At 35.1% G+C, this 25,712-nt stretch carries 22 protein-coding genes; 12 read left to right on the forward strand and 10 right to left on the reverse strand.

Annotated elements, in window-relative coordinates:
- The first annotated feature begins 140 nt into the window (after nt 1-140).
- The 6 genes from SCA31_RS11270 to recG all read left to right on the forward strand — a co-directional run bounded on the left by SCA31_RS11270 (nt 141) and on the right by recG (nt 9,025).
- Nucleotides 141-1,796, forward strand: a complete 1,656-nt coding sequence (locus SCA31_RS11270) for a peptide MFS transporter (protein ID WP_410697096.1) — start codon at nt 141-143, stop codon at nt 1,794-1,796.
- A 132-nt stretch (nt 1,797-1,928) separates the two neighbouring features.
- On the forward strand, nt 1,929-3,683 hold the full coding sequence (locus SCA31_RS11275) for a peptide MFS transporter (protein ID WP_410697097.1): 1,755 nt from the start codon (nt 1,929-1,931) through the stop codon (nt 3,681-3,683).
- Nucleotides 3,684-3,745: 62 nt separating this feature from the next.
- Nucleotides 3,746-4,738, forward strand: a complete 993-nt coding sequence (locus tag SCA31_RS11280; protein ID WP_410697098.1) for a PDDEXK nuclease domain-containing protein — start codon at nt 3,746-3,748, stop codon at nt 4,736-4,738.
- 17 nt (nt 4,739-4,755) lie between these two features.
- The gene (locus SCA31_RS11285; protein ID WP_410697099.1) at nt 4,756-6,231 is read left to right on the forward strand and encodes a peptide MFS transporter; all 1,476 of its coding nucleotides are present in this window, start codon (nt 4,756-4,758) and stop codon (nt 6,229-6,231) included.
- A 41-nt stretch (nt 6,232-6,272) separates the two neighbouring features.
- Complete coding sequence (locus tag SCA31_RS11290; RefSeq protein ID WP_410697100.1) at nt 6,273-6,806, forward strand: thioredoxin family protein; 534 nt, start codon at nt 6,273-6,275, stop codon at nt 6,804-6,806.
- Nucleotides 6,807-6,937: 131 nt separating this feature from the next.
- The gene (gene recG, locus SCA31_RS11295) at nt 6,938-9,025 is read left to right on the forward strand and encodes an ATP-dependent DNA helicase RecG (protein WP_410697101.1); all 2,088 of its coding nucleotides are present in this window, start codon (nt 6,938-6,940) and stop codon (nt 9,023-9,025) included.
- Nucleotides 9,026-9,638: 613 nt separating this feature from the next.
- On the opposite strand, the gene SCA31_RS11300 is transcribed toward recG, so the two are convergent.
- From SCA31_RS11300 to dapA, 4 genes are all read right to left on the reverse strand, one after another.
- A complete protein-coding gene (locus tag SCA31_RS11300) occupies nt 9,639-10,085 on the reverse strand; it encodes a response regulator (protein ID WP_410697102.1) in 447 nt (148 codons plus the stop codon).
- Entirely contained in the window at nt 10,078-10,659 is a 582-nt protein-coding gene (locus SCA31_RS11305; RefSeq protein ID WP_410697103.1) for a helix-turn-helix domain-containing protein, read from the reverse strand. Before SCA31_RS11305 ends, SCA31_RS11300 begins: the two co-directional genes overlap by 8 nt.
- A 295-nt stretch (nt 10,660-10,954) precedes the next feature.
- On the reverse strand, nt 10,955-11,458 hold the full coding sequence (locus SCA31_RS11310; RefSeq protein ID WP_410697104.1) for a GNAT family N-acetyltransferase: 504 nt from the start codon (nt 11,456-11,458) through the stop codon (nt 10,955-10,957).
- A 139-nt stretch (nt 11,459-11,597) separates the two neighbouring features.
- A complete protein-coding gene (gene dapA / locus SCA31_RS11315) occupies nt 11,598-12,470 on the reverse strand; it encodes a 4-hydroxy-tetrahydrodipicolinate synthase (RefSeq protein ID WP_410697105.1) in 873 nt (290 codons plus the stop codon).
- Between the two features lie 107 nt (nt 12,471-12,577).
- Between dapA and SCA31_RS11320 the strand changes: the two genes are divergently transcribed.
- Genes SCA31_RS11320 through recO form a run of 4 tightly spaced genes read left to right on the forward strand, consistent with a single transcriptional unit; the run spans nt 12,578 to nt 17,232 of the window.
- Complete coding sequence (locus tag SCA31_RS11320) at nt 12,578-13,336, forward strand: 5'-nucleotidase C-terminal domain-containing protein (protein ID WP_410697106.1); 759 nt, start codon at nt 12,578-12,580, stop codon at nt 13,334-13,336.
- Entirely contained in the window at nt 13,336-14,286 is a 951-nt protein-coding gene (locus tag SCA31_RS11325; RefSeq protein WP_076356356.1) for a bifunctional metallophosphatase/5'-nucleotidase, read from the forward strand. The genes SCA31_RS11320 and SCA31_RS11325 overlap by 1 nt, the downstream gene beginning before the upstream one ends.
- Before the next feature lies 1 nt (nt 14,287).
- The gene (locus SCA31_RS11330) at nt 14,288-16,546 is read left to right on the forward strand and encodes a hypothetical protein (protein WP_410697107.1); all 2,259 of its coding nucleotides are present in this window, start codon (nt 14,288-14,290) and stop codon (nt 16,544-16,546) included.
- The gene (gene recO / locus SCA31_RS11335) at nt 16,546-17,232 is read left to right on the forward strand and encodes a DNA repair protein RecO (protein WP_410697108.1); all 687 of its coding nucleotides are present in this window, start codon (nt 16,546-16,548) and stop codon (nt 17,230-17,232) included. The genes SCA31_RS11330 and recO overlap by 1 nt, the downstream gene beginning before the upstream one ends.
- Nucleotides 17,233-17,262: 30 nt before the next feature.
- Here recO and SCA31_RS11340 read toward each other — a convergent pair whose 3' ends face one another.
- Both SCA31_RS11340 and SCA31_RS11345 read right to left on the reverse strand, forming a co-directional pair.
- Nucleotides 17,263-17,739, reverse strand: coding sequence for a GNAT family N-acetyltransferase (locus SCA31_RS11340; RefSeq protein ID WP_410697109.1), 477 nt, complete (start codon nt 17,737-17,739; stop codon nt 17,263-17,265).
- 2 nt (nt 17,740-17,741) lie between these two features.
- Nucleotides 17,742-18,359, reverse strand: a complete 618-nt coding sequence (locus SCA31_RS11345; RefSeq protein WP_410697110.1) for a DUF1684 domain-containing protein — start codon at nt 18,357-18,359, stop codon at nt 17,742-17,744.
- A gap of 133 nt (nt 18,360-18,492) precedes the next feature.
- Here SCA31_RS11345 and SCA31_RS11350 point away from each other — a divergent pair, with 133 nt between their 5' ends.
- Complete coding sequence (locus tag SCA31_RS11350) at nt 18,493-20,073, forward strand: GMC family oxidoreductase N-terminal domain-containing protein (RefSeq protein ID WP_410697111.1); 1,581 nt, start codon at nt 18,493-18,495, stop codon at nt 20,071-20,073.
- A 2-nt stretch (nt 20,074-20,075) separates the two neighbouring features.
- Here SCA31_RS11350 and SCA31_RS11355 read toward each other — a convergent pair whose 3' ends face one another.
- The 4 genes from SCA31_RS11355 to SCA31_RS11370 all read right to left on the reverse strand — a co-directional run bounded on the left by SCA31_RS11355 (nt 20,076) and on the right by SCA31_RS11370 (nt 24,439).
- Nucleotides 20,076-20,942: an AadS family aminoglycoside 6-adenylyltransferase gene (locus SCA31_RS11355; protein ID WP_410697112.1), complete on the reverse strand. Its 867-nt coding sequence runs from the start codon at nt 20,940-20,942 to the stop codon at nt 20,076-20,078.
- A gap of 3 nt (nt 20,943-20,945) precedes the next feature.
- Nucleotides 20,946-21,347 carry a hypothetical protein gene (locus tag SCA31_RS11360; RefSeq protein WP_410697113.1) on the reverse strand — a complete coding sequence of 134 codons (402 nt, stop codon included), beginning with the start codon at nt 21,345-21,347 and terminating at the stop codon, nt 20,946-20,948.
- A gap of 63 nt (nt 21,348-21,410) precedes the next feature.
- On the reverse strand, nt 21,411-22,916 hold the full coding sequence (gene mqo, locus SCA31_RS11365; protein WP_410697114.1) for a malate dehydrogenase (quinone): 1,506 nt from the start codon (nt 22,914-22,916) through the stop codon (nt 21,411-21,413).
- A gap of 482 nt (nt 22,917-23,398) precedes the next feature.
- The gene (locus SCA31_RS11370; protein ID WP_106917310.1) at nt 23,399-24,439 is read right to left on the reverse strand and encodes an NAD(P)H-dependent glycerol-3-phosphate dehydrogenase; all 1,041 of its coding nucleotides are present in this window, start codon (nt 24,437-24,439) and stop codon (nt 23,399-23,401) included.
- A gap of 225 nt (nt 24,440-24,664) precedes the next feature.
- Here SCA31_RS11370 and SCA31_RS11375 point away from each other — a divergent pair, with 225 nt between their 5' ends.
- Nucleotides 24,665-25,699 (forward strand): M23 family metallopeptidase, encoded by a 1,035-nt coding sequence (locus tag SCA31_RS11375; RefSeq protein ID WP_410697116.1) that lies wholly within the window; start codon nt 24,665-24,667, stop codon nt 25,697-25,699.
- The last annotated feature ends 13 nt before the right edge of the window (nt 25,700-25,712 follow it).

Raw genomic sequence — 25,712 nt, forward strand, 5'->3', positions numbered from 1 at the left:
ATTACAGATTAAAAACAATACATCCCTTTCAAGTTTTTGAGAGGGGTTTTTATTTATTTCATTAATCATTTGTCTAAGTATTATTTATTTTATCAATTGAAATTAAAAACTTATTTTTGGGGGAATTGAAATTTGAATATATGAAGACTAAACATCCTAAAGGGCTGCCCTATCTCTTTTTTACAGAAATGTGGGAGCGTTTCGGGTACTACCTGATTCTTGGAATCTTTGTTTTGTATGTAATAGAGCCTACCGGAATGAAAGGTGGTCTGGGATTACCTGACAAAACTGCTGACGATATTTTCGGAACTTATATTGCACTGACATACCTTACTCCATTTATTGGAGGATTTTTGGCAGACAGAGTTTTGGGGTATATCAAATCCATTTATCTTGGAGGTTTCTTAATGGCTGCCGGATATATAGGAATGGGAGTTTTCAAAGATTTACCTTTATTTTATGCTTCCCTTGCATTAATTATTATTGGAAATGGTTTCTTTAAGCCTACCATTTCTACCCTTTTAGGAAATCTTTATTCGGAAGAACCTTATAAAGCCAATAAAGACTCCGGATACAATATTTTCTATATGGGAATCAATATTGGGGCGTTTATCTGTAACATTATTGCTGCATTTATGCGTAATAAATTTGGTTGGGGTGAAGCTTTCATTACTGCCGGAGTTGGGATGCTTATTGGTATGGTTATTTTTACCATCGGAAGAAAACACTATATCCATGCAGCACAAATGAAGCCTGTACAGGAAGGAGATACAAAACTTTCTGAAATTATGCTTAAAGTATTTGTTCCAGCCATCATAGCCGGAGGAATTGGTTGGTTTATTCCTAACAATATCTTTGGAAGCGACAGTACAGATGCCTTTATTTTCGCATGTATTCCTGTTATTTACTTTTATGCTTCACTTTACTTTAAAGCGAAGCCTGATGAAAAAGCGTCTATTGGTGCATTACTTTCTGTATTCCTGATCAGTATGTTCTTCTGGGCAGTTTTCAAGCAGAATGGTACTGCTTTAACAAGATGGGCAAATTATTATACAGATAGAAGCGTTCCTGCTTCTCTTGAAAAACCATTGGAAGGCATTTATATGGTGGAGGGTAAGAGCTACGAAGACAAAGAGACTCCAGTTTATGACAATCAGTTCCGATCTCAAAAGGATGACAACGGAGACACCAAAAAAGAAACCGGAAAAGATGTTTACTTTAAAAATATTTCTCCTGAGCAGCGTGCCGTTTTAGAGAAAAATCCTGAAAATAAAGTCTATCTATACAATACCGAATTATTCCAATCCATTAATCCGTTCTGGGTAATCGCACTGACTCCTGTTATTGTTGGATTCTGGGCTCTGCTAAGAAGAAAAGGAAAGGAACCTTTAACACCAACGAAGATCGTTTTAGGACTCTTCATTTCAGGATTGTCTTGTCTTGTTATGGTTTTAGCGGTAATGGCCGGAGAAAATGGAGCTGTAAAAGTTTCCCCTTTATGGCTGGTAGCCAGTTATGGAGTTATTACAATCGGAGAATTATGTCTTTCTCCAATGGGACTTTCTTTTGTGTCCAAGCTTTCTCCTGCTAGAATTACAGCCTTGATGATGGGTGGTTTTTTCCTTGCAAACTCTGTAGGTAACAAACTTTCGGGGATTCTGGCAAGTACATGGTATAGCTATGAAAATAAGACGAATTATTTCCTTGTGAATTTTGGTTTGTTAATATTTGCTACATTATTAGGCCTTTCAATGTTAAAAAGGTTGAATAAGATTATGAAAGAAAAAGGGCACTAATCCTTACTATTATAACGAATAACAAGCTGCGGAATGGTTCCGCAGCTTTTTTATTTAAAAATAAAATTAAAACCTTGCCAAAAACCCAAAATAAACTATATTTGTCAGTCTTAACAAAAATTAACAATAGAAATGGATAATATTGAAGCATTGAGTCCGAAACCGGATGAATTTGTAGAGAATAAGAATTCCAGACATCCGAAAGGATTATGGGTTCTGTTCGGCACGGAAATGTGGGAGCGTTTCAACTTTTATGGGATGAGAGCACTTTTGACGCTCTTTATGGTAAATTCCTTATTGATAAAAGAAGCGGATGCAGCGATCATCTATGGTGGATTTCTAGCGTTATGTTATTTAACACCTCTTTTGGGAGGATTCATTGCTGATAAATATATTGGAAACCGATTTGCGATCATCATTGGAGGATCTTTAATGGCGATTGGTCAGTTTTTATTATTTATTAGTGCCTCTACATTCTCTGCAGACATTGGTAGTGCTAAACTTATTATGTGGCTGGCTTTATTCGTTATTATTTTTGGTAATGGATTCTTTAAGCCCAATATTTCTTCAATGGTGGGAAGCCTTTATCCAAAACAAGAGAAATCTAAGTTGGACTCTGCTTTCACTATTTTCTATATGGGGATCAACATCGGAGCATTTTTAGGTCAATTCATTTGTCCTTATGTAGGAGATGTAAAAGATGCGACCACTGGGGTAAGAGATATTTTCGCATTCAAATGGGGATTCTTGGCAGCTTCAATTGCAATGGTAATTGGAACTATAACATTCTTTATCCTTAAAAACAAATATGTAGTAACACCAGAAGGAAGACCTATTGGTGGACTTCCAAAAAACAACTCAACGGCAGACTTTGAAGAGGGAGAATCTCAAACAGCAAAATTCTCAGGTGGTTTCTTAGGAGCTACAGTAGGTATATTTGTTGTTCTCTTCTTTGTATTCAGATATTTATTGGTCGGAGAACTTGGATTTAATTCAGTGGAAATGGGGCAAATGATTAAAGGAATCATCTATCCATTCATCTATGCAGCGGGTATTTCCTTGGCATTCCTGATTATGTCTTCTGCAGAAAATAAAATTGAAAGACAAAGAATCTGGGTAATTTATATTGTTTCGTTCTTCATTATCTTTTTCTGGGCGGCTTTCGAACAGGCAGGATCTTCATTAACATTCATTGCAGATAACCAAACTGACAGAAACATTTTCGGATGGAATATGCCTCCTTCAATGGTTCAGATCTTTAACGGAATTTTCGTAGTTCTATTAGCTGTTCCTTTCAGTTTATGTTGGGATAAGCTAAGGGCAAAAGGAAAAGAGCCAGTATCTCCTTTCAAGCAAGCAATGGGGTTAGCATTAATCGCCCTTTCTTATTTCATCATTGCACACAATGTAAAAGATTTAGGAAATTCAGGTTTATTAGCAATCAAATGGCTAATGCTTTTATACTTCATCCAAACATGTGGTGAGCTTTGTTTATCTCCAATCGGATTATCATTGGTTGGTAAATTAGCTCCAAAAAGATTCGCTTCATTATTATATGGTGTTTTCTTTATCTCTAATGCTGCAGGATATGCCTTGGCAGGTTCATTAGGAGCACTTATCCCTGCAACAGGTGATAAATTTAAAAAAGCACAGGAAATTGGAGTAAATCTTCAGGATGTTTTGGATAAAAAAGTAACTTTAACTACTGAACAGGTTGCGGCATTTGAAAAAGCTCAACTACCATTACACAACCCTACTTTTGTAGGTTTTGAGATTCACAATTTATTTGAATTCTTTATGGTATTCGTGGTACTTTGTGGTATTGCCTCTGTAATCTTAGGCTTACTTTCTCCAATCTTAAAGAAAATGATGCACGGTGTAAACTAATTGCATTAACAAAATATAAATAAAACCTCTGCTAAGTCAGAGGTTTTTTTTATTTTCGTATGATGAAAATTTCCGAAGATTCTTTATTCCAATCCGTAAAGGAGATCATTAGACAGTCGCGCGAAAAAGTTTTTCGAATAGCGAATTCTACACTGTTACTTACTTACTGGCAGATTGGAAAACTTATTGTTGAAGATGAACAACAAGGGAAAGAACGCGCTGAATACGGAAAATACACCTTAAAAAATCTTTCTCAGAAGCTTACTTTAGAATTTGGAAAAGGGTTTGACTATACAAACCTTTCTAATATGCGTAAGTTTTACATCGCTTTTCCAATTATTGACACATTGTCTCAACAATTGAGCTGGTCTCATTACCGATTGCTTTCCAGTCAGGATGATAAGAATAAAAGACAATATTATCTTAATGAAGCTGTACAAAACAATTGGAATGTAAGAGATCTAAAAAGGCAAATGAGCTCCCTTGCCTACGAAAGAGTTTTAAAACATAAAGAGTCTTCACCAGAAAGCATCCACAGTGTTTTAAAAGACCCCTACATTTTTGAATTTCTTGGTATAAAAGCAGACGAACAGTTTTCTGAAAAAGAAATTGAAACCGCCATTATTGACCATATCCAAAAGTTTTTACTGGAATTTGGAAAAGGATTCGCTTTTGTGGCCAGACAACAACATATCTCCACAGATACCTCAGACTTTTATATTGATCTGGTTTTCTACAATTACATTTTAAAATGTTTTGTTATTATTGACCTTAAAACTGGAGAACTTTCTCACCAGGATATCGGGCAGATTGACATGTATGTAAGAATGTATGATGATCTGAAACGAGGCGAAGGAGATAATCCGACCATCGGTATTTTACTATGTTCTGAAAAAGATGAAACTATTGTAAAATACTCTGTGCTCAATGATAAAAATAATTTATTTGCCAGCAAATACTTGCTGTACCTCCCAAAAGAAGAAGAATTAAAACAAATCATCGATCAGGACAGAATTCGTTTTGAACTGGATCAGGATAATAAAAACCCTAATTAAAACAATCATATATCGTTATGAGCTTAACTCTAGAAGAAATACAAGACTTTAAAGGAAAGTATCCAAAACAGCTTTGGACCTTATTTACCGTAGAAATGTGGGAACGTTTCTGTTTTTACGGAATGCGTGGAGTTCTTACCATTTTCATGGTAGATCAATTGGGCCTGTTGGAAGACAAAGCAAATTTACAATATGGCGCCATACAGGCTTTTATCTATGCTTTTACTTTTATAGGAGGTATTTTTGCTGATAAAATTTTAGGATTCAAAAAGTCTCTGGTTTTTGGAGGACTTATTATGGCAATCGGGAATCTGATTATTGCTCTTTCTCCTCATGACTTCTTTTATCTGGGGATTACCTGCTCTATTATCGGAACAGGATTTTTCAAACCAAACATTTCCTCAATGGTAGGTGAGCTCTATAAAGAAGATGATCCAAGAAGAGATGCCGGATATGGTCTTTTTTATGCCGGAATTAACATTGGAGGGCTTCTAGGAGGAGCACTTTGTGTATACCTTGGAAAATACCACTCATGGTCTTGGTGCTTTTTGGCTGCAGCAATAGTTATGGTTTTAGGCTTAATTACTTTTTTTGCCACAAAAAAATCATTAGGTCCCATTGGAGATTCACCTCTACAGGTTCTTCCTCAATCTAAGAGAACTTTACGTGAAGTTTTGGTATATATTGGTGCTTTATTAAGCATGCCTCTTATTTTCATTATGGTTAAAAATACCGATTATACAGACTACTTTATGTATCTGATTGGTATTGCAGCAGTAGGTTATTTTATTGTGGAAACCTTAAAACAATCTTCATCTTATCAAAAGAAATTGATTGCTGCATTTATATTTATATTCATGTACTTCCTTTTTAATTCTATTTATGAACAAAGTGGAGGATCATTATCTTTATTTGCCAAGGACAACCTTGTTCATAATTTACTTGGATTTGGGATGGATCCTAATGTAATTAATAACAGCGCTAATTCTTTTTTCATTATTATTTTTAGCCCACTTATTGGCTTGGCTTGGGTAGGATTAAGCAAAAAAAAGCTGGAACCGAATACAATCAATAAATTTGGAATTGGGTTCTTATTTCTGGCAGCAGGATTCTTCTTGTTCTATAGCTTAAGATATTTTGCAGGTGCAGATGGAAAATCTTCCCTCAACCTATTTACTTTTACATGGCTTGTTATTACTTTTGGAGAACTTTGCCTAGGCCCAATCGGGATGTCAATCATTACAAAACTATCTCCTAAGAAGATGTTTGGAATGATGATGGGATTATGGTTTTTGGCAAGTGCTTTCGGACAATTTGCTGCCGGAAAAATTGGTGCAAGTTTATCTGAAGCCAACACAGGAAATACCAATATGAGTAAATTATTGGCTTACACTGATGGATATAAAACCCTGGGGATTTATGCATTAGTTGCCGGAGTGGTATTGATTTTGCTTTCTTCACTCGTGAAAAAATTAATGCAGGAGGTAAAGTAAAGAATAAGTAATTATGCTTATTTTTATGTAAATATTAAATTATGAAGAAAATTTTAAGCATAGTTCTCTTACTTCTATTAAATTTTAGCTTTGCACAGGTAAAATGGATGACTATTGAGGACGCTTTAAAAGCCCAAAAAGAAAATCCTAAGAAAATTCTTATTGATTTTTATGCAGACTGGTGCGGACCATGTAAAATCATGGACAAAAAAACATATGGACACCCTGTCATTGCCCAAACTTTAAATGAGAGTTATTATCCAGTAAAATTCAATGCTGAAGAAAAACAGAGTGTTGAAATTTTTGGAAGAAAATTTTCCAATCCTAATACAGAACAGAGAAAAGGAAGAAACTCCCTGCATGAGTTCACTCAGTATATGAATGTAGGAGCTGTCCCAAGTACAGTATTTCTGGATGAGCATGGTGACCCGATCACTATTCTTCAAGGAGAATTATCCGCTAAGGAACTGGAGCCTTATTTGGAACTGATATCAAAGGATCTCTTTAAAAAGATTCGTACCAGAGAACAATGGGAAGATTACCAGAAAAAATTCAAATCTAAAATTAAAGATTAACAGACAATCCAATTTCGGATTGATACTTATAAACAAACTTAAGACTTTCAATTTTTTTTGGAAGTCTTTTTTATTTTACCGAAATTCGAAGCTTTATTTTTCTCATTCAAAATTCGAGTCTCAGATAAGAAATGACTTTAGATACTTCCATAGAATACGTAAAAGGAATAGGTCCGGAAAGAGCCAAACTCATCAAAAATGTGTTAGGATTATCCACCGTAGAAGATATGCTTAACTTCTACCCTCTCCGTTATCTGGATAAAAGTAAAGTCTATAAAGTTTCTCAGCTGCAGGAAGAAACCAGCCAGGAAATCCAGTTGAAAGGAAGGATCACTCAGGTTCAGGAAATTCAAACAGGAAAAACCAAAAGACTCTCTGCTAAATTCAATGATGATACAGGCAGTATGGATCTTGTATGGTTCCAGTATTCAAAATGGCTGAAAGAACAGCTTCCCATTAACCGTGAGGTGTATATCTTTGGGAAAATTAATGTTTTTAATCGTCAGTTTTCAATGCCACATCCTGAAATAGAAGCAGAGGAAGATAAAGATGGAGATGTACGTTTAAAGCCCATTTATCCAAGTTCTGAAAAACTTACCAAGAGAGGACTAGGACAGCGATTCTTTCAAAATGCATTGAGGAATATCTGCAAAGAAATCCCTAGCTTGATTGACGAAAATTTCCCTGAGTACTTAATGAAAACATTCAAGTTTATGTCGAGGCAACATGCTTTTCTTAATGTTCATTTCCCTAAAGATTTGGAACATTTTGATAAGGCAGATTTCAGGCTGAAATTTGAAGAATCGTTCTTTTTCCAATTAGGATATGGCTTAAAAAAGCTTCATCATAAAACCCAGTCATTCGGCAATCCCTTTCCTGTTATAGGAGATCATTTCAATGATTTTTATGAACATCATCTTCCTTTTGAATTAACTAATGCACAAAAGAGAGTTTTAAAGGAAATCCGAATGGATATGAAAAGGCCGATTCAGATGAACAGGCTTCTGCAGGGGGATGTAGGTTCCGGAAAAACAATGGTTGCATTATTGACAATGCTTATTGCCATGGATAATGGCTTTCAGAGCTGCATGATGGCACCTACAGAAATTCTTGCCCAGCAGCATTATAATGGTATTAAAGATTTACTGGAGAAAACAGGGATCAATATTCGGCTTTTGACAGGTTCTACTAAGGCTGCAGAGAGGAGAATTATTCATGAGGAGCTTGAAAATGGTACGCTCTCCATTCTTGTAGGAACCCATGCTGTTTTAGAAGATAAAGTTAAGTTTAAGAATCTTGGCCTGGCTATCATAGACGAGCAGCATAGGTTTGGTGTAGCACAAAGAGCAAAACTTTGGGCTAAGAATAAGATCCCGCCACATATTCTGGTCATGACGGCTACTCCCATTCCAAGAACATTGGCCATGAGTTTTTATTCTGATCTTGATGTTTCGGTAATTGATGAGATGCCGGTAGGAAGAAAGCCTATTATCACGGCTCACAGACGTGAAAAAGACAGACTATATGTTTATAACTTCTGTAGGGATGAAATAAAAAAAGGAAGACAGATTTATTTTGTATATCCACTGATTGAGGAATCTGAAACTCTGGATTATAAAAATCTGATGGAAGGTCTTGAGCATGTCATGGAATTTTTCTCAGATTACAATGTTACCATGCTGCATGGAAAAATGAAACCGGACGAAAAGGATGCTGCCATGGCCTATTTCGCTTCAGGAAAAGCGGAAATTATGGTAGCTACTACCGTTATTGAAGTAGGTGTAAATGTTCCCAATGCTTCTGTCATGGTGATTGAAAGCTCTGAAAGGTTTGGTCTCTCACAACTTCACCAGCTTAGGGGGCGTGTGGGAAGAGGTGCAGAGCAAAGCTATTGTATTTTGATGACCTCTGATAAATTATCCAAAGAAAGCAGAACCCGCATCAAAACAATGACTGAGACTAATGATGGTTTTAAAATTTCTGAGGTTGATATGCAACTTCGTGGTCCTGGAGACATCCTGGGAACACAGCAAAGTGGTGTTGTAGATTTCAAGAGATTAGATCTTGTAAAAGATTCTGCTATCATTAAGACAACAAAGAATACTGTTGATAAAATTCTGGAAGCTGATCCTATGTTGGCAAGGCCAGACAACCTGGTTATCAAGAATTATTATATCAGGTACTACAAAGGAAAAAATAAATGGAGTAAGATTTCATAAAAAAAACCGCAGAAAATATTTCCCTGCGGTCCCCTTATAAAACTGTTATTTAGAAGAAATTACTTTTGGTCTGCTTAAAAAATTTATTTTAATAGTTTAGGCCTTAATATTTTGTGATGTGGTGTGGTGTGAAAATATCTATATATTATTTGAATAAGATAAAGATTAAGCCAGAACTATTAAAATAAATTATAAAAAACAAAATGAATTATTTTTCCAACTTGCTTATTATAAAAACTAACTGTGTTTAGGTGGAGATGAGGGAATGAAACGAATAAAAATATCTCCAACTACTTCAAGTTTTCATGATTGTACCGTTTTGTTTAAAGATCTTCTATGCTTTAAAATTGGAAATTAATATAATTCATTTTGTTAACTAACATCGTGATTTATATATTTTCTGTAGAAACAATTACTCTTCATTCATTTGTATCTTCATGTATATAGTCAAATTTGTGTCACTGAATTTACATTTACAAATGTCAGGATATTAACTGAATTTTATTTTATATTATTTCAATTATTAATTATAAAATTCTCACTTTTGTGTGAATAGTATGCAATAAATACCATTGTATATCTATAAAATGAAGACACTAAAACTACTTATTCATCACACTTTAAGGATGAAATTTTGTTTATTCAATCCGGAAGTCTGGTATTGCCAATTGATTGTAATAACATCCGTAAGTATTTTTTTCAGACTTTCAAAATCGGAAGGTTTTTTCATACAAATATTAGTTCCTTTTACGAAAATATCTTCTATTTCATTTTCAGTAAGTTGATCATAGTAAACTGTTGTCACCATATTACTAAACTTCTCTTGTTTCTTTATGTCATCTAAACATTCCAGACTATTCTTTTCGGGAATGCTATACTTCATAAAAATTATTTCAGGGACAACTGCTTCATCATTATTTAAATACTCCATCAAGTCTTTTCCATTACAAAAACATTGAATTCTTATTGAGATTTTAAGCTCTTTAAATATGTTTTTAAAAAAAATTAAGGTGTTTTCATCGTTATCTGTTACTATTACGTTCAGGAATTCTTTATTCATACTGCATTTTAGGGTTTGTTTCCACACTTTGGGCTCTTCTTCTTTTTCCTATAATCTTTTGAAACTGGGAGGGTGTAATTCCTGTTGTATTTTTAAACTGTGTACTTAAATGGGCTACACTGGAGTAGTTCAGTTTATGGGCGATTTCTGTAAGGCTTTGCTTATTTCCTATGATCAATACCTTGGCATGTTCTATTTTCTGGAGAATGATAAAGTTTTCTATGGATGTATAAGCAACCTCTGAAAATAGGTTTGAAAGGTATCCATAGCTGTGATTTAGTTTTTCAGAAATATAAATAGATGCCTTTACAGGAATAATTTCCTCGGAAAAGACAAGCTCTACAATTACATCTTTTATTTTCTGTACTAAAGCCGTTTTTTGGCTTTCAATGATCTCAATACCATAATCTCCAAGGTTTTTCTTAAAAAGATTATGTTGTTCCTGCGTAAAGGGTTCATAGAACTCTACCTCACCGAAATTCAGCAAGCGGTATTTCAACCCATGCTCTTTCAGCTTTTCGTCCAATACCTTCTTACAGAGGGCATTGAAATCAAATTTAACGTACATTTTCATCCTAGTATTAGTAAGCCTATTTTTTTTAGTAAATATAATAATTTATTTCAAGTAAAAGTGAAATAGCACTATATTTTTTTAACTTTACACCTACAACAAAAAACTCCTGTATTAAAGAATACAGGAATTTAAACACTAAGGATGAAAAAAATATACTGATAAAAAGCTGAATCAGCTCAAAACCAAGCATATGAATGTATTGTTATAAGTGATTTGGTTCTAAGACAAAGATGAATCAAAAAAAGAAATCACTTGTTATAGAATTACAGGATAAAGTTACAGAATTTTAAGTCAATTAATCGTGAATTAGAAATTCCATTAAGAAATCATCCATTACAAATCCATTCCCGATATCAAAAACTCCCTCATCATAAACTCTGTATCCTTGGGATTCGTAGAAGTTTCTGGCCGCATTATGCTTATTCACATTAAGGATAATTCTTTTGTTTCCGTGTTCAGAAACTTTCTCATTTAAAAACTGAAGGGCCAATTTCCCCAATCCTTTTCCTTTGCTTTCCGGAATTAGATAAATACGGTGTAATTTTGTTGTTTCATCTTCATAATGGTGTTCATATCCCATAAATCCCTCATAAGAATTAGCATTCTCATCTACAATCAGGTAATAATGGTAATTGGGATTTTGCAACTGACTTTCAAGTTCAGTCTTAGAATACATTTCAGAAAGCATATAGTCCATTTGTTCTTCAGAAAGTATTTCTGCATAGGCATTCTTCCAGCTTCTGCGTGCCAGATCCTGAATTAAGGGAACATTCTCTTCGGTTGCTTTGGTTAATTTCATATTTTTCATATTATGATTAAAAAAAGTGAAAAACCGAAGCTTTTCACTTAATTATATTTTATTAATTGTAAATAATCAATTTGATCACATGAGTGAATTTTAAATTGACATTAAAACCAATTATTACAAATTTCATCAATTAGATCTTTGACATTTCAGCTTTAATTTTAGCGTATAGTCCTTCTGATGCAGGAACTAATGGAAGTCTCAAATAGTTCTTAATAATTCCTTTTTCAGCCAATACCACTTTGATACCACAAGGGTTTCCTTCTGCAAAAATAAGACGTGTGATCTCAACCAATTTGTTGTGAATCTCATAGGCTTCTTTTACTTTTCCATCAAATGCCAATTGCACCATGGTAGAAAATTCTTTTGGATACCCCTGCCCGATTACAGAAATCACTCCATTTCCACCTGCCAAAGTTACAGGAAGTGTATATTCATCATCTCCTGATACCAATGAGAACCCTTCAGGCTTCTTTCTAAGGATATCAAAATATTGTAAGATGCTCGGAGCAGCTTCCTTGATCATAAATAGATTTGAGAATTCTTGTGCAAGACGAATAGTAGTGTCTGCATCAACATTTTGCCCTGTTCTGGACGGAACATTGTAAATAATAATATTTTTTCCTGTAGAAGCCAGCGCCTTATAGTGCTGGTAAAGACCTTCCTGATTAGGTTTATTATAATATGGAGATACAGAAAGTACCGCTTCAAATGCAGAAAGATCTGCTTCTTCTATCTGTTTCTTGACCTCAAGAGTATTATTACCGCCTATTCCTAATACCAAAGGAAGACGTTTATTATTCACCTTAATGATATGCTCAATTACCTGTTTCTTCTCATCATCAGAAAGCGTTGCGGCCTCAGCCGTTGTTCCTAATACTACCAAATAATTGGTTCCGTTTTCAATATTGTATTCAACAAGTTTTGTTAAACTGTCGAAGTCAACGGATAAATCTTCATTAAAGGGCGTTACCAATGCAACACCTACTCCTTTTAAAATGCTCATCTGTTCGAATTATTTTCGTCAAATTTAATCATTTACACTAAGAATTTATAATAAATAATAATGTTTTATTATACATATAGTTATATTTGCATATACTAAAAGATATTATGAAAAATAAATTCTTGTTACTAGGAATTGCTCTGGCAACGCTTACTGCATGCAAAACGGCGTCTACATCGCAGCTTGCGAATGTAAAGCCCCAGAAAAATATTTCTATTAATAATGAGCTAAAAAATGATGAGGAGTTTGTAAAATTTATTGAACCCTATAAGCAAAAACTGGATAAAGAAATGAACCAAAAGATTTCTCATACCAGTGTAGATCTTACAAAACAGGGAGATAACAGCAATCTAGGAAATCTTTTAGCTGATTATACTTTGGAAGGAGGTGATCAATGGACAAAGGCCCACCTAAAGCAGAATGTAGATGCAGCTTTAATCAATATCGGAGGAATCCGTACTACCATTGGGAAAGGTGATATTATGCTGAAGAATGTTTTTGAAGTAATGCCTTTCGAAAATGAATTGATTATTGTGAAAATAAAAGGTGCTGATTTACCCGGGCTTTTTGAATATTATGCAAAAACACAGGTAAACAATCCTGTTTCTCATTTATATATAGAAACAAAAAACGGACAATTAACCCAATCTTTAATTAACGGAAAAGCAATAGATCCGCACAAAGACTACTATATTGCTACTTCAGACTATCTAGCTCTGGGAGGGGATAATATGAAATTCTTTGGGAAAGGAGAAGCAATCCCAACAGGGGTGAAACTTAGAGATTTATACATTGAATATTTCAAGAAAAATCCTGAAATAGTTCCTGCTACAGACCTTCGTTTAAATTTTATTGGTAAAAAGTAATGGATAGAAAAAGTTTTTTAAAAGCAATAGGTGGTGGATCTTTAGCAATGGCTTTGGCTCCCAATATGATGATGGCGGAAGAGTTAAACATTCTTGACTTAAAGTCCACTAATAAACTGACTATTCTTCATACTAATGACCAGCATAGCAGAATAGAACCTTTTGATGCAAGTTATACAAAGAATCCTAATCAGGGAGGTTTTGCAAGAAGGGCAAGCTTAATTCAGCAAATCAGAAATCAGGAAAGTAATGTTTTACTTCTTGATTCAGGAGATATTTTCCAGGGAACTCCTTATTTTAATTTCTTTGGTGGAGAACTGGAATTTAAATTAATGTCTATGATGAAGTATGATGCTTCTACCATGGGCAATCATGACTTTGATAATGGCCTTGAGGGATTTTTAAAGGTTCTTCCTAATGCACAATTTCCTTTTATTTGTTCCAATTATGATTTTAAAAATACCATTTTAGACGGAAAAACCTCTCCTTATAAGATATTCAACAAGAATGGAATAAAAGTAGGGATCTTTGGTGTAGGAATTCAACTAGATGGCCTTGTGGGCAAAAAACAATATGGAGAAACGGTTTATTCTAACCCGATTGATGTTGCACAGCATTATTCAAACTTTTTGAAAAATGAACAGAAATGTGACCTTGTCATTTGTCTTTCTCACATTGGGTATGATTATAAGGATGAACCTAGTAAGATAAGTGATAAAATTTTAGCGGCCAGTACAGAAAACATTGATATTATCTTAGGTGGCCACACTCATACGTTTCTACCGGAGCCCCAAACATTCACCAACAGACAGGGCAAAAATGTACTTGTAAACCAGGTGGGCTGGGCAGGTCTTCTTTTGGGTAGAATTGATTTTTATTTTGATACAAACAAAAACGTAAAGCATATCTCCTGGAATAATCAGGCAATTGACAGCAGCATAATAGCATAATATGAAAAAACTCTCTTTAATTTCTCTTGGTATTTTAGCATCCCTGCAGTTTACAAAAGCTCAGGTCATTTCATCGAAAAAATGGGCAGATCTCTTTTCCTATAATAATGTCTTGGCCATGAAGGAAGACAATGGAAAAATAATAGCTGCCACCGAAAACGGGATCTTCTATTATACAATATCAACAGGAGAAATTACGAAGTTATCTAAGGTCAACGGTCTTCATAATGTAGGAATCACTGCATTTGATTATGATCCAAAAAGTAAGATAGGAGTTATTGGCTATGAAAATGGCTCTATGGATGTCATTACTCCTAATGAAATCAAATATATTGTTGATATTCCTATTGCTGCAGGCTATAACGGAAACAAAAAAATCAACCATATCTCCATTACAGGAGACCAGGCTGTAATTTCAGTAGGTTATGGGGTTTCCATATTTAATATCAAGAAGAAAGAATTTGGTGACTCATCATTTTTCTTAAGTGCGGGTGTTTATGAGGCAAGTAACGAAGCTACCATATTTGGGAACAAAGTATATTCTGTAACAAACACAGGTCTAAAAAGCCATGAGCTGAATACTACTTTTCCTGTATTTTCTACTTGGACCACAGAAATTCCCGGAGCATTTAAACATATTGATTCTGAATCTGAATTGGTATTTTCATCGGCTACTGCGGCTTTCATCTATAATAATGGTACTCCCATGCAGCTTCCTACCAATTTCGGAAGTATCAATGATGTAGTTGTAAGTTCTAACAATATCGTAGTTACTGACAGCAGGGTATATACTTTTGGAATCAATGGAACTTATTCTAACGCCGTAGATTTTGGTGAAAAATGTAATACATCCATTATTGCCAACGGAAAAGTATTTGGAGGAACTATCCTATCTGGAATAAAAGACGAGGGGAATACAACTTATAAACCATCCGGTCCTTATTTCAATTTTGCACATAAGATAAATCTTTACGATAATAATCAACTTCTTGTATCCAGTGGAGCAAGAGCTGACAGATATAATTTCCCGGTAGAGAACCCTAAAAGGCCTGGTTTCTATTACTTTAATGGTACAGAATGGATCTATTCATCCTATTTTAGTAAGTATACAGGAAAAATCAATGTATTAGATGCCATAATAAACCCGCTTGATAATAATGAAGTATTTTTCACCAATTATACTATTTTCGATCAGGGAGTTTATAAAATGAAGTACAATGCAAGCAATAAAGATTTTGAATTTGTAAAGTACTATAATATTCAAGCTCCAGACTTTGCCAGACGTGCTGTGGGTATTACTACAGACTCTAAAAATAATATTTTTGTATCGATTGCCTATGTAGAAAGTGGTGCCCCCATTCTAGCCATCTATGACAAAGCTAAAGATGATTTTATCACTAAAGAGCTCTCTTTTAAAACTTTGGGAATACAGAAGCCAATCGTTTACGAAAACATGTTATGGATACCCTTATCCAGAGCTAATGCTTTCTGGGTATGTGACTATAAGGATGCCCTTAATATTTCTGATGACAATGATTATATTTTAAAAGAATCAAACGGATTTGCTGGAAACTCCAATGGAACAATATCTGTTGCCATTGATAAATCTGGTGATGCATGGATTGGTACAGACAGTGGCTTAAGGATATTATCTAATGCAACCTCAGAAATTAAAACCCCTGAGCCTAAAGTTAATCCTATAATAATAGAGCAAAACGGCTTGGGAGAAGAACTTTTCAGAGATTCTCAAATTTTACAGGTTGAAGTAGATGCCGGAGATTACAAATGGGTTTCCGTAGAAGGGGGAGGTGTTTATTATTTATCATCTGACGGTCAAAAGACCATAAAACACTTTACAATGGAAAATTCTCCTCTTCCTACCAATAGTGTTACAGATATAAAAGTAGATAAAAAGACCGGTAAAGTATATTTTGTAACCTATAGTGGTATTGTAACCTATCAGGGGGATGTTTCTGATGTGAATGCTAATTTCGGCGACGTTGTGGTTTACCCTAACCCTGTTGTTTATTCTAATTTCAAGGGAAAAGTTACCATTAAAGGTTTAGCAGAAAAAACAAACATAAGAATCACTGATGCTGCAGGAAATGTGGTACACTCCGCCGTGGCACGAGGAGGATATTATGAATGGGATCTTAATAACCATAAAGGAGCCCGGGTTGCATCAGGAATTTATTTTGTACTGATGACCAATGAGGATGGCTCTGATAAAGCTACAGCCAAAATAGGAGTGGTTAATTAATGAATTCACAAAACGGTTTTTTACTATCATTCATCAAGTATGGAGAAAATGATGCTGTACTGCATTGTTTTACAGAAGAGGATGGTTTTCAGACCTATTTCCTAAAAGGAATATATTCCAAAAGAAATAAAAAGAAAGCCCTCCTACAACCATTGAATAAACTTACCTTTTCTATCAATCCTGTAAGAGGAAATGGAATACAGTCAATTTCAAAATTTGAGCTGGTGAAAAACTGTGATGTTGATGCAGATATAAGAGCAAATACCGTTATATTTTTTATTTCAGACTTTCTGAACCAAATTCTTAAGCTTGAAAATAAAAACCAAAATATTTTTCTTAGCATCGAAAGATTCATTGAGGAGCTGGAAAATAAAAACTACCAGTCACACTTGCTTTTTTTAATGGTAATATTAAAAATTCAGGGTGTTGCTCCTTTAATCAATGATGGTGGTTTTCTAGATCCGGAAACAGGAACATTCTCCACTACTCCCACCCATCAATTGTTTGGTGAAGAGATTTCAATGATATGGAAAAATGTGCTTTGTACTGAGAATCTTTACGCAACAAAGATTCATTCTTCCCTAAGAAAAGATTTTCTGGATAGTCTTTTAGTATATTATCATTATCATATCTCTGACTTTAAAAATCCAATGTCATTAGAAGTTATACAACAGATATTTGAATAGATTAAAGAGAATAATAAACTGATTATTCTTTTATTCAACTTTTTTATGCATCAGGTATTGAGGGCCGCTTCTTCCAATTCTGGTTTTTCCATCATAAATATATCCTGCCTTAAGGTAAATATGATAAGCTAATTCATTTTTCTGGTTGACGGCCAAGACAATCTCATTACAATCCTTAAAATACGCTCTCACAAAGGTATCCACCTGCATCATGGCCCTCTTCCCCACTCCTTTTCCCTGCATTTCAGGGTTTACCGATAGAGACCTTACCAAAACAGAGTTTTCGTTATCCGTTAGCTCAAATTTATCATTTCCAAAATCAAGAACAAAAAAACCTACAGGCGTTTCATCCTCCAGAATCGTAATGGGGAATGCATCATTATCATCCCTTTTTTCAATATTTTGTAAAGCCTGCTCCGCCGTAGCTGTAAAGCGTGACTGAGTTTCATCCAAACTATAACTAACCTTTGAAAGGTCTTCTTGCTTAAAGAATTCTAACCTGATCATAATTAGTGATGATAAATATCTTCATACATTACTCCGGCACGTATTTCTACAGGAAGCTTATTTTCTTCCGGAACAATGGGACAATTGTAATCATAGGCATTATAAGCGCAAAACGGCTGATAGGACTGATTAAAATCCAAAAGAATAGTATTTCCTTTCGGGATTTTCAGGTCCATGTATTTTCCGCCACCATAGGTTTCCTTTTCATTGGTAGCATCTCTAAATGGAAGAAAAAGATAATCTTTATATTTTTCCTGCTTAATCAGGTCCAGGCTTTGGTATAAAGTTAAAGTATAAGGTTTTCCATCCAATTCAAAGGTTGCTTTTCCATACTCCTTGTAAGATTTTGTTTTACCTGAAGAAGTGGGAAGCTCAAAAGGCTTGGACCTTTTCGTTTTAACAAACTTTGCAGTCACTCTATATCTCATCTCAAATGGAAAGAACGGGTGCCCTTTAAAGTTTTTAAAATTATCCCCACGTAAAGGCGTCGTCTTAGGATCCAGATATTCAGTATCAAGATCTTTCTGAAATTTCTTAACATCCATCACTTCCTGCGAGACCATTTTTTGAGAAAATGCCAATAAAGGAAGAAGGAAGAAGATCACTATATATTTTTTCATGAATTTTTAAATTATAAGTAAAACTATGAATTTTTCAGGGGATCAAAAGTTAAAATTGTAATAAAAAAGCACAATCTGTTTTAAATAAAACAAATTCACTTTGATCTAGCATACTTTTTGAAAACCAAAGCCCATGAACAGAAAGGAATTCATCAAGACAAGTGTACTGGCTATTTCCGGTTTTTATTTTCTTCAATCCAATCTTTTTCAGGCTGCGGAGCGAAAAACAAATGCCATAAAAGAAATTGTGGAAGCTCCTATCATTATCATTGGAAGTGGCTATGGAGGTGCGGTTTCTGCCTTACGACTTTGTGAGGCCGGAAAAAAAGTTGTCCTATTGGAAATGGGTCTTAACTGGGAGAAAGCAGGAATTCCATTTTCAAATCTTTTAAAACCCGGGAAAAGCTCAGCATGGCTAAAAAAGAAAACCATTGCTCCTTTCATGAATATCTTTTCTTTAACTCCTTTCACCGGAACACTTGACCGATTGTACTTCGATAATATCAATATCTGGGTGGGAAGAGGTGTTGGTGGTGGCTCATTGGTAAATGGAGGTATGGCCGTAACTCCTAAAGAAGATTACTTTAAAGAAGTTTTCCCCAATCTGGATACTGAAAGATTTTACAATCATTATTTTCCTTTGGTACGGGAAGAACTCAAGGTGAATGTTATTGATGAGCAATTCTTAAAAGATTGTCCTTATTATAAATTTACAAGAGTAGGTGAAGAAGAAGCTCATAAAGCCGGTTTTAAAACGATGCGGGTTCCTAATGTATATGATTTTAAGTACATGGAAAAAGAATTCCGTAATGAAGTTCCCCGCTCCGCCCTGAATACAGAGGTGATTTATGGGAATAACCATGGCAAAAACAGTTTAGATAAAACTTACCTTAAAAAAGCGCTGGACACCGGAAACCTTGAAATCCTTGATCTGCATAAAGTTGATCATATTAAGCTTAATGATGATAAAAGCTATACATTAAATGCTCAGCAAATTGACACATCCGGAAATGTAATCACTAACAAAGTTTTTCAATGTAAAAAATTGATTCTTTCAGCAGGAACCATGGGAACCTTAGAGCTTCTTCTTCGGTCCCATGTTGTAAATAATCTTCCTATTCACGAGAAAGTAGGAAAAAACTGGGGCAACAATGGTAATTTCATGACCGGAAGAAACTGGGTAAAACCCTTATCTGGAGGAACAGGCTCCAAACAATCCACAATTCCTGTGGGCGGAATTGATAATTGGGATGATAAGGAACATCCTTTTTTCACAGAAATAGCCCCTCTACCGATGGGAATGGATGTTGCAACAGCCTTATATCTGTTAATTAACAGAGTGGACAAAAAGGGAGAAATCACGTATGATAAAGCCAACCAAATGTTGAAATTGAATTGGGATGAGAGCCATACAGTTAAAATGAGAGAAAATGCCAAATACTTTGTCAGAAAAATGAATAAGGCCAATGGTGGTACCAGAAGTCACTTTCTTTTCAATAATGGTTTTGGAGCAGATATTTGCTATCATCCACTTGGCGGATGTGTATTGGGTGAAGCTACCAATGAATTTGGAAAGCTAAGAGATCTTGATCATCTGTATGTTTTGGATGGATCGCTTATTCCAGGAACAATTGGAGTTAATCCATTCGTAACTATTACTGCCATTGCAGAGTATTGTATTGAAAATCTGATTAAACAGAATGAATTTGCCTAAGGCTAGGGCATTATTTGCACTTCAGTAAGATAGTTTCTTATATCTTTTTCAAGTTGGGCAGGATAGGTAAAATTGAGTTTCTCGGCTAAGTCGGCTCCCAGTTCATGCACAAGATCTGCACAAGCAAACAAGGCAGTCCAATTTTCGTTAATATCACTTCCAGAAAAGGTACTCTCTACTCTATCCCACAAATCAGCAGAAAGATATTTTTTAAATAATCTGCCATGTTTATTGGTGGTGATATTATTCCAGCCATGGAAACTTGCAATATACCATTCTATTAAGGGAACCAGGTAATCTGACCGTAAGATATTTTCAGACATAAATTTAGCATAAAAAATATCCCCCCGTTTAAGGCATTTAGCCACGTAAGTTGTATCCCACCAAAAGTCATTAAGCAACTGCTTAAAATCCTGCTCGGTAGGTTTATGAATCATAACGGATTGATAGGTTGGAGATTTCAAGTCTATAGTTAAATTATCTTTATCAACCAAAACCTTATATCCAAGGTCCCAATCTTCCGGAAGTGTTTCCTCTTTAACTTCCTCACAAAAGTCTGATACCTGATAAAGCTTAAAATCAACCTTTACATGGTCTTTATACAACACCATTTTCATGGCATGTTTTCCATCAAAGACAGTATCATTTTCCTCTATCATGGAAATAGGTTCTCCAAAAAGCCTGATCCATTCATGATTAACTTCATAAGCATTTCTGTTCTCAAAGACCAGTTCCACATCAAGGTCACTAAAGTTATCCACAGGAGCATAAGGGTTTACCAATGAACTTGTCAGAAGAACAGTACGAATATCCTGATTCTCCTCGGCCCATTGGATGATCTGTTCTAGCTTTTCTTCTCTTATTTTCATGGTTCAATAGGATTCTAATATTTTTACACGATAAACGTCAGAAGAATTTCTTTTAATTGATTCCACAAAAAAACCTCCCTCTTCAGGAATAACTTCCTTTAGATCAAAGCTTTTACAGTCTTTCGGAAGTCCCGAAAATATAAGAGTAAACCAAAAATCTTTCATAAACGGAACTGTTGTCCAATAGGGAGAAATTGAAATATTCTCCGCATGAATCATTTTGCTTCTATGCTCAGACTGGTTATCAAAAAGATAGGTTGAATGCCAAATCCTGATCAAGTTTCCTAAAAATGGCGATGCCGGAAAACAACAATGTACAATCACCTGCTTCTCTTCTTCTATTTTTGCCTGAAGAGATTCCAGGAGTTCCTTTGCAATAACCGGCTTAATAATGACTTCTTCCACCTTTTTATAAGTAATAAATAATGAGCAATGGATAAGTACCTTATTCGTTGCTCATTATTGTTGTTAGTATTCTAATTCTAGTTTTTCTTTTGTATAATTTCTTACTTTTTCAGTAAGTTCAGGGTTCTCTGCCAACTTTTGTCCGTACGACGGAACCATTTCAAGCAACTTGCCTTTCCATTCTCCATTCAGTTTCTCAGGGAAACATTTTTCAAGAACATCCAGCATTGCATATACTGCTGTTGAAGCCCCTGGTGATGCTCCCAGTAAAGAGGCGATAGTACCGCTTTTGTTAACCACTACTTCAGTTCCGAATTCCAACTTACCTCCTTCTTTTTCATCTTTTTTGATGACCTGAACTCTCTGTCCTGCTACTTTCAATTCCCAATCGTCTTCCTTGGCATCTTTAATAAATTCTCTTAAATGCTGCATTCTTTGAGACTTAGTCATAGCCACCTGCTGAATAAGATATTTAGTCAGAGGAATATTATGCCACCATGCACCAAATAAAGATTTCAAATTTTTAGTATTCACACTTTCAGGTAAATCAAGATAACTCCCTTCTTTCAGGAATTTTGTAGAAAACCCAGCAAAAGGTCCGAAAAGAAGCGCTTTTTTACCATCAATAATTCTAAGATCAAGATGAGGAACTGACATTGGTGGAGCATCCACGGTTGCCTGTGTATATACTTTAGCCTGATGCTTCTCTACCAGCTCCTGGTTATGAGTTACCAACCATTGTCCCGAAACAGGAAAACCTCCATATCCTTCACTCTCTTTAATATCTGAACTATCCAACAACTGAAGTGCATATCCTCCGGCTCCGATGAATACAAAGTCTGCGGTAACTTCTTGTTTGTGATTATTAATTCTGTCTTTCACTTTCATTTCCCATTTCCCATTTTCTTTTGGATCAATATCCTTCACTTCATGGTATAGAAAAACCTCAACATTAGAGTCCTCCAGCAGGTGTCTGCCCATTTTTCTGGTCAATGTCCCGAAGTTCACATCCGTTCCCATATCCATTTTGGTAGCGGCCATTACTTCAGACTTGTTTCTTTTACTCATCACCAAAGGAATCCATTCTCTCAGCTTCTCATGATCTGAAGAAAATTCCATTCCTGAAAAAAGAACAGATTCAGCCATTTTATCATGACGTTTTCTAAGAAATTCAGCATCTTTTTCTCCAAAGACCAAGCTCATATGCGGACAAGAGTTGATAAAATCTTTTGGTTCCTGAATATAACCCTTACTCAGCAAATATGCCCAAAACTGTTTTGAAATTTCAAACTGCTCTGCAATGCTTTCTGCTTTTTTAATATCGATACTTCCGTCAGGTTTCTCAGGCGTATAATTTAGCTCACAAAATGCGGAGTGCCCTGTTCCGGCGTTGTTCCATGCAGCTGTACTTTCTTTAGCAAATCTTCCCAGCCTTTCGAAGATGGCAATTTCAAGATTTGGATCAAATTCATGGAGCAGCGTTGCTAGCGTTGCACTCATAATTCCGCCCCCTATCAGTACAACGTCGTATTTAGGTTTCGGTGTTCTGCTTGTAAGCGATTGTGACATAATTTTAAATTTTACTTCAAATTTCGGGAAAAGTTTTAAAAAGAGGAACGCGTTTAACGATTTTAACACGTTATTTTTTCCGGCAAAAACACTTCTTTAGTATCCAACAAAAAGCCATCGAAATTTTCAATAAAGCATCATTGAAATGATTGATGACATATAATATTATTTAAAAAATGTCAAAAACAAATACTTTTTAATTGATTGAATTACAATTGATTAAAAAGTATTTTCGAATGTATATTTTATAGAAATTTTTCCAGGGAAGTTATTTTATAAAACTAACAGCTCCTACAACCATCATACAAAAATTTGAATTTGATACAGGAAACGGATTTACAGCAAGTAATCTTAACATAAGATCATCTTTAGCGCTTTTGATTACCAAAATGAGCCAATAAAAAAACTTAAGCACTAAAGTGCTTAAGTTTGGTTTTACAATATTTTGAAAATAAGGCTTTAGTGATTAAAGCCTTATTTTTTTAGTTCAGTTTTGCTGTTAATTTTTTAAATTGCTTCTCAGCACTTTTACCCTCATAAAGAATGGCATATACCGTATCAATAATTGGTAGTTTAAGATTCTTTTGCTTTGCTGTTTTGTAGATTGAATCTGCCGCATAATATCCCTCTGCCACCATATTCATCGACTGAATTGCAGATTTAACAGTATATCCTTTTCCGATGAGGTTCCCAAGATTTCTGTTTCTTGAGAACAATGAGTAAGCTGTTACTAAAAGATCTCCCAGATAGGCACTTTCATTTACATCTCTTGGTGCTTCATAGATTGCTTCCAGGAATGTTTCCATCTCACGGATTGCATTGGAAACAAAGACTGCTGTAAAGTTATCTCCATATCCCAAACCACTTGCTATTCCTGCTCCAATTGCAAAAATATTTTTAAGAATGGCACTATATTCATTTCCAAGAATATCTTTACTGGTTTGTACTTTGATAAAATCTGAACTGAAGACTTCCTCCAATTTTTCTGCAACTTCATCTTCCACAGTAGCAATTGTAAGGTATGAAAGTCTTTCCATAGCCACTTCTTCTGCATGACACGGACCTGCAATAACGGCCTGATTTCTGAAACCAATTTTAAATTCATCACGCAGGTAATGGGCAACCACATCATTAACCTTAGGGATAATTCCTTTAATTGCTGAAATAAATATTTTATCAGAATAATCGCAGGTCATTTTATCCATGGTATCAGACAGGTAGATGGACGGTGTTGCCAAAACAATGACATCACAGGCAGAAACCAATTCATTGATATCCGTTGTCAGCTTTAAACTTTTAAGATTAAAAGTAGCAGCGGTAAGGTAAGTGGGGTTATGTCCACGAAGTTCAATTGCTCCTTTTACGAACTCACTTCTTACGCACCAATGCACTACTTTACAGTTTTCAACAAGCATTTTTACGATAGCAGTTGCAAAACTTCCGCTTCCTACTACCCCTACAGAAATGTCTTTTTTCGTCTTTTTTGGATTCGAAGATTCTGAATTTGTTTTCTTTTTAGCCATAATTGGATTGTGAACTGCAAATATATTAAACAAAGATTTAACGAGGTGCCTAAAGCCATGACAAAAACCATTTTCTGAAAAAAATAACATCTCAACACAATTAAATAACTAATTCAACGTTAGATACAGAAAAAACTGAATTTTAGTTAAGAATAACCCTCAAAACTTATTTTTAATTAAATTTGCAGCTTCAAAACCGTTTTAAATAATTCTAAGAAAGGAAATATGAAAAAATTTCTAAACAGCAAGAAGAACGTAAACATTCTCCTGGGAGGACTTTTGCTAGTAGTTTTTGCACAAGGAGTCTTTATTGCAAAGCTCTTCTCTGAAAGGGATGACAAAAATTATGAAGTAAACCTTGTAAAAATAAACACTGAAAAAGACAGTGTAGATTATCTAAAGATGAAAACAGATCTTACCCTGGTAGATGAAACTGTTGGTCAACTTAATTCTTTCCTTAAATCTAAGGACATCTCTAATGAAAAGCTAATGATGCTTGATCAGGACAGCATTGCCAATTCTATTTATCTTTCCAAGCAAGCCAACCGATACAGCCAGTATCTGATGGATCTACAAAAAAAACTGATGCAGGTTCCTTTGGGAATGCCAACAGACGGATATATCTCCTCTAATTTTGGAGTAAGAAAAAATCCTATCCCATTCCGAACGGTTTATGCATCTGTAAAAACTGGTACTGCAACGAAAACAAATGCAGCGGCTCCAACTGCACCTAAACCGGAAGTAAAAGCTGAACCTGTTGAAAAAATTGTTGAACTTACCGACAGCTATGGAAATAAAAGAGAAGTAAAGGTAATGGTAACTCCAAAAGCAGCTCCAGTTGCATCTGCTTCCAGCACTTCTAGCTCTACCGTAAAAACGGTTGCCGGTACTACAACTTCCAAGGCTGCTCCAGTTGAAAAAAATAATCCACCTGCTGAAGCAGATCAGATGCAGTTCCATAAAGGATTGGATATTGCTGTAGCTTTTGGCTCTGATGTAAGAGCTGCCGCTGCGGGAACAATCATTTTCTCCGGACAAAAAGGAGGCTACGGCAATTGTGTCATTGTTTCTCATGGAAATGGATTAGCCACTCTTTACGGACATTTATCACAACTTGTTTCCAAAGTAAATGATAAGGTAAAAGTAGGCCAGGTAATCGCAAAATCCGGAAACTCCGGCCGCTCTACGGGTCCTCACCTCCACTATGAAGTACATAAGAACAATACTCCGGTGAATCCGAGGTTGTTTATGAATCTATAACATAAAATAGGCT

Source organism: Chryseobacterium sp. SIMBA_028 (assembly GCF_046535285.1).
Lineage (GTDB): Bacteria > Bacteroidota > Bacteroidia > Flavobacteriales > Weeksellaceae > Chryseobacterium.

Bases quoted from the DNA above. Each gene is read 5' to 3' on its own strand.
- SCA31_RS11270 (WP_410697096.1), top strand. From the start codon at position 141: ATGAAGACTAAACATCCTAAAGGGCTGCCCTATCTCTTTTTTACAGAA.
- SCA31_RS11275 (WP_410697097.1), top strand. From the start codon at position 1,929: ATGGATAATATTGAAGCATTGAGTCCGAAACCGGATGAATTTGTAGAG.
- SCA31_RS11280 (WP_410697098.1), top strand. From the start codon at position 3,746: ATGAAAATTTCCGAAGATTCTTTATTCCAATCCGTAAAGGAGATCATT.
- SCA31_RS11285 (WP_410697099.1), top strand. From the start codon at position 4,756: ATGAGCTTAACTCTAGAAGAAATACAAGACTTTAAAGGAAAGTATCCA.
- SCA31_RS11290 (WP_410697100.1), top strand. From the start codon at position 6,273: ATGAAGAAAATTTTAAGCATAGTTCTCTTACTTCTATTAAATTTTAGC.
- recG (WP_410697101.1), top strand. From the start codon at position 6,938: ATGACTTTAGATACTTCCATAGAATACGTAAAAGGAATAGGTCCGGAA.
- SCA31_RS11300 (WP_410697102.1), bottom strand. From the start codon at position 10,085: ATGAATAAAGAATTCCTGAACGTAATAGTAACAGATAACGATGAAAAC.
- SCA31_RS11305 (WP_410697103.1), bottom strand. From the start codon at position 10,659: ATGAAAATGTACGTTAAATTTGATTTCAATGCCCTCTGTAAGAAGGTA.
- SCA31_RS11310 (WP_410697104.1), bottom strand. From the start codon at position 11,458: ATGAAATTAACCAAAGCAACCGAAGAGAATGTTCCCTTAATTCAGGAT.
- dapA (WP_410697105.1), bottom strand. From the start codon at position 12,470: ATGAGCATTTTAAAAGGAGTAGGTGTTGCATTGGTAACGCCCTTTAAT.
- SCA31_RS11320 (WP_410697106.1), top strand. From the start codon at position 12,578: ATGAAAAATAAATTCTTGTTACTAGGAATTGCTCTGGCAACGCTTACT.
- SCA31_RS11325 (WP_076356356.1), top strand. From the start codon at position 13,336: ATGGATAGAAAAAGTTTTTTAAAAGCAATAGGTGGTGGATCTTTAGCA.
- SCA31_RS11330 (WP_410697107.1), top strand. From the start codon at position 14,288: ATGAAAAAACTCTCTTTAATTTCTCTTGGTATTTTAGCATCCCTGCAG.
- recO (WP_410697108.1), top strand. From the start codon at position 16,546: ATGAATTCACAAAACGGTTTTTTACTATCATTCATCAAGTATGGAGAA.
- SCA31_RS11340 (WP_410697109.1), bottom strand. From the start codon at position 17,739: ATGATCAGGTTAGAATTCTTTAAGCAAGAAGACCTTTCAAAGGTTAGT.
- SCA31_RS11345 (WP_410697110.1), bottom strand. From the start codon at position 18,359: ATGAAAAAATATATAGTGATCTTCTTCCTTCTTCCTTTATTGGCATTT.
- SCA31_RS11350 (WP_410697111.1), top strand. From the start codon at position 18,493: ATGAACAGAAAGGAATTCATCAAGACAAGTGTACTGGCTATTTCCGGT.
- SCA31_RS11355 (WP_410697112.1), bottom strand. From the start codon at position 20,942: ATGAAAATAAGAGAAGAAAAGCTAGAACAGATCATCCAATGGGCCGAG.
- mqo (WP_410697114.1), bottom strand. From the start codon at position 22,916: ATGTCACAATCGCTTACAAGCAGAACACCGAAACCTAAATACGACGTT.
- SCA31_RS11370 (WP_106917310.1), bottom strand. From the start codon at position 24,439: ATGGCTAAAAAGAAAACAAATTCAGAATCTTCGAATCCAAAAAAGACG.
- SCA31_RS11375 (WP_410697116.1), top strand. From the start codon at position 24,665: ATGAAAAAATTTCTAAACAGCAAGAAGAACGTAAACATTCTCCTGGGA.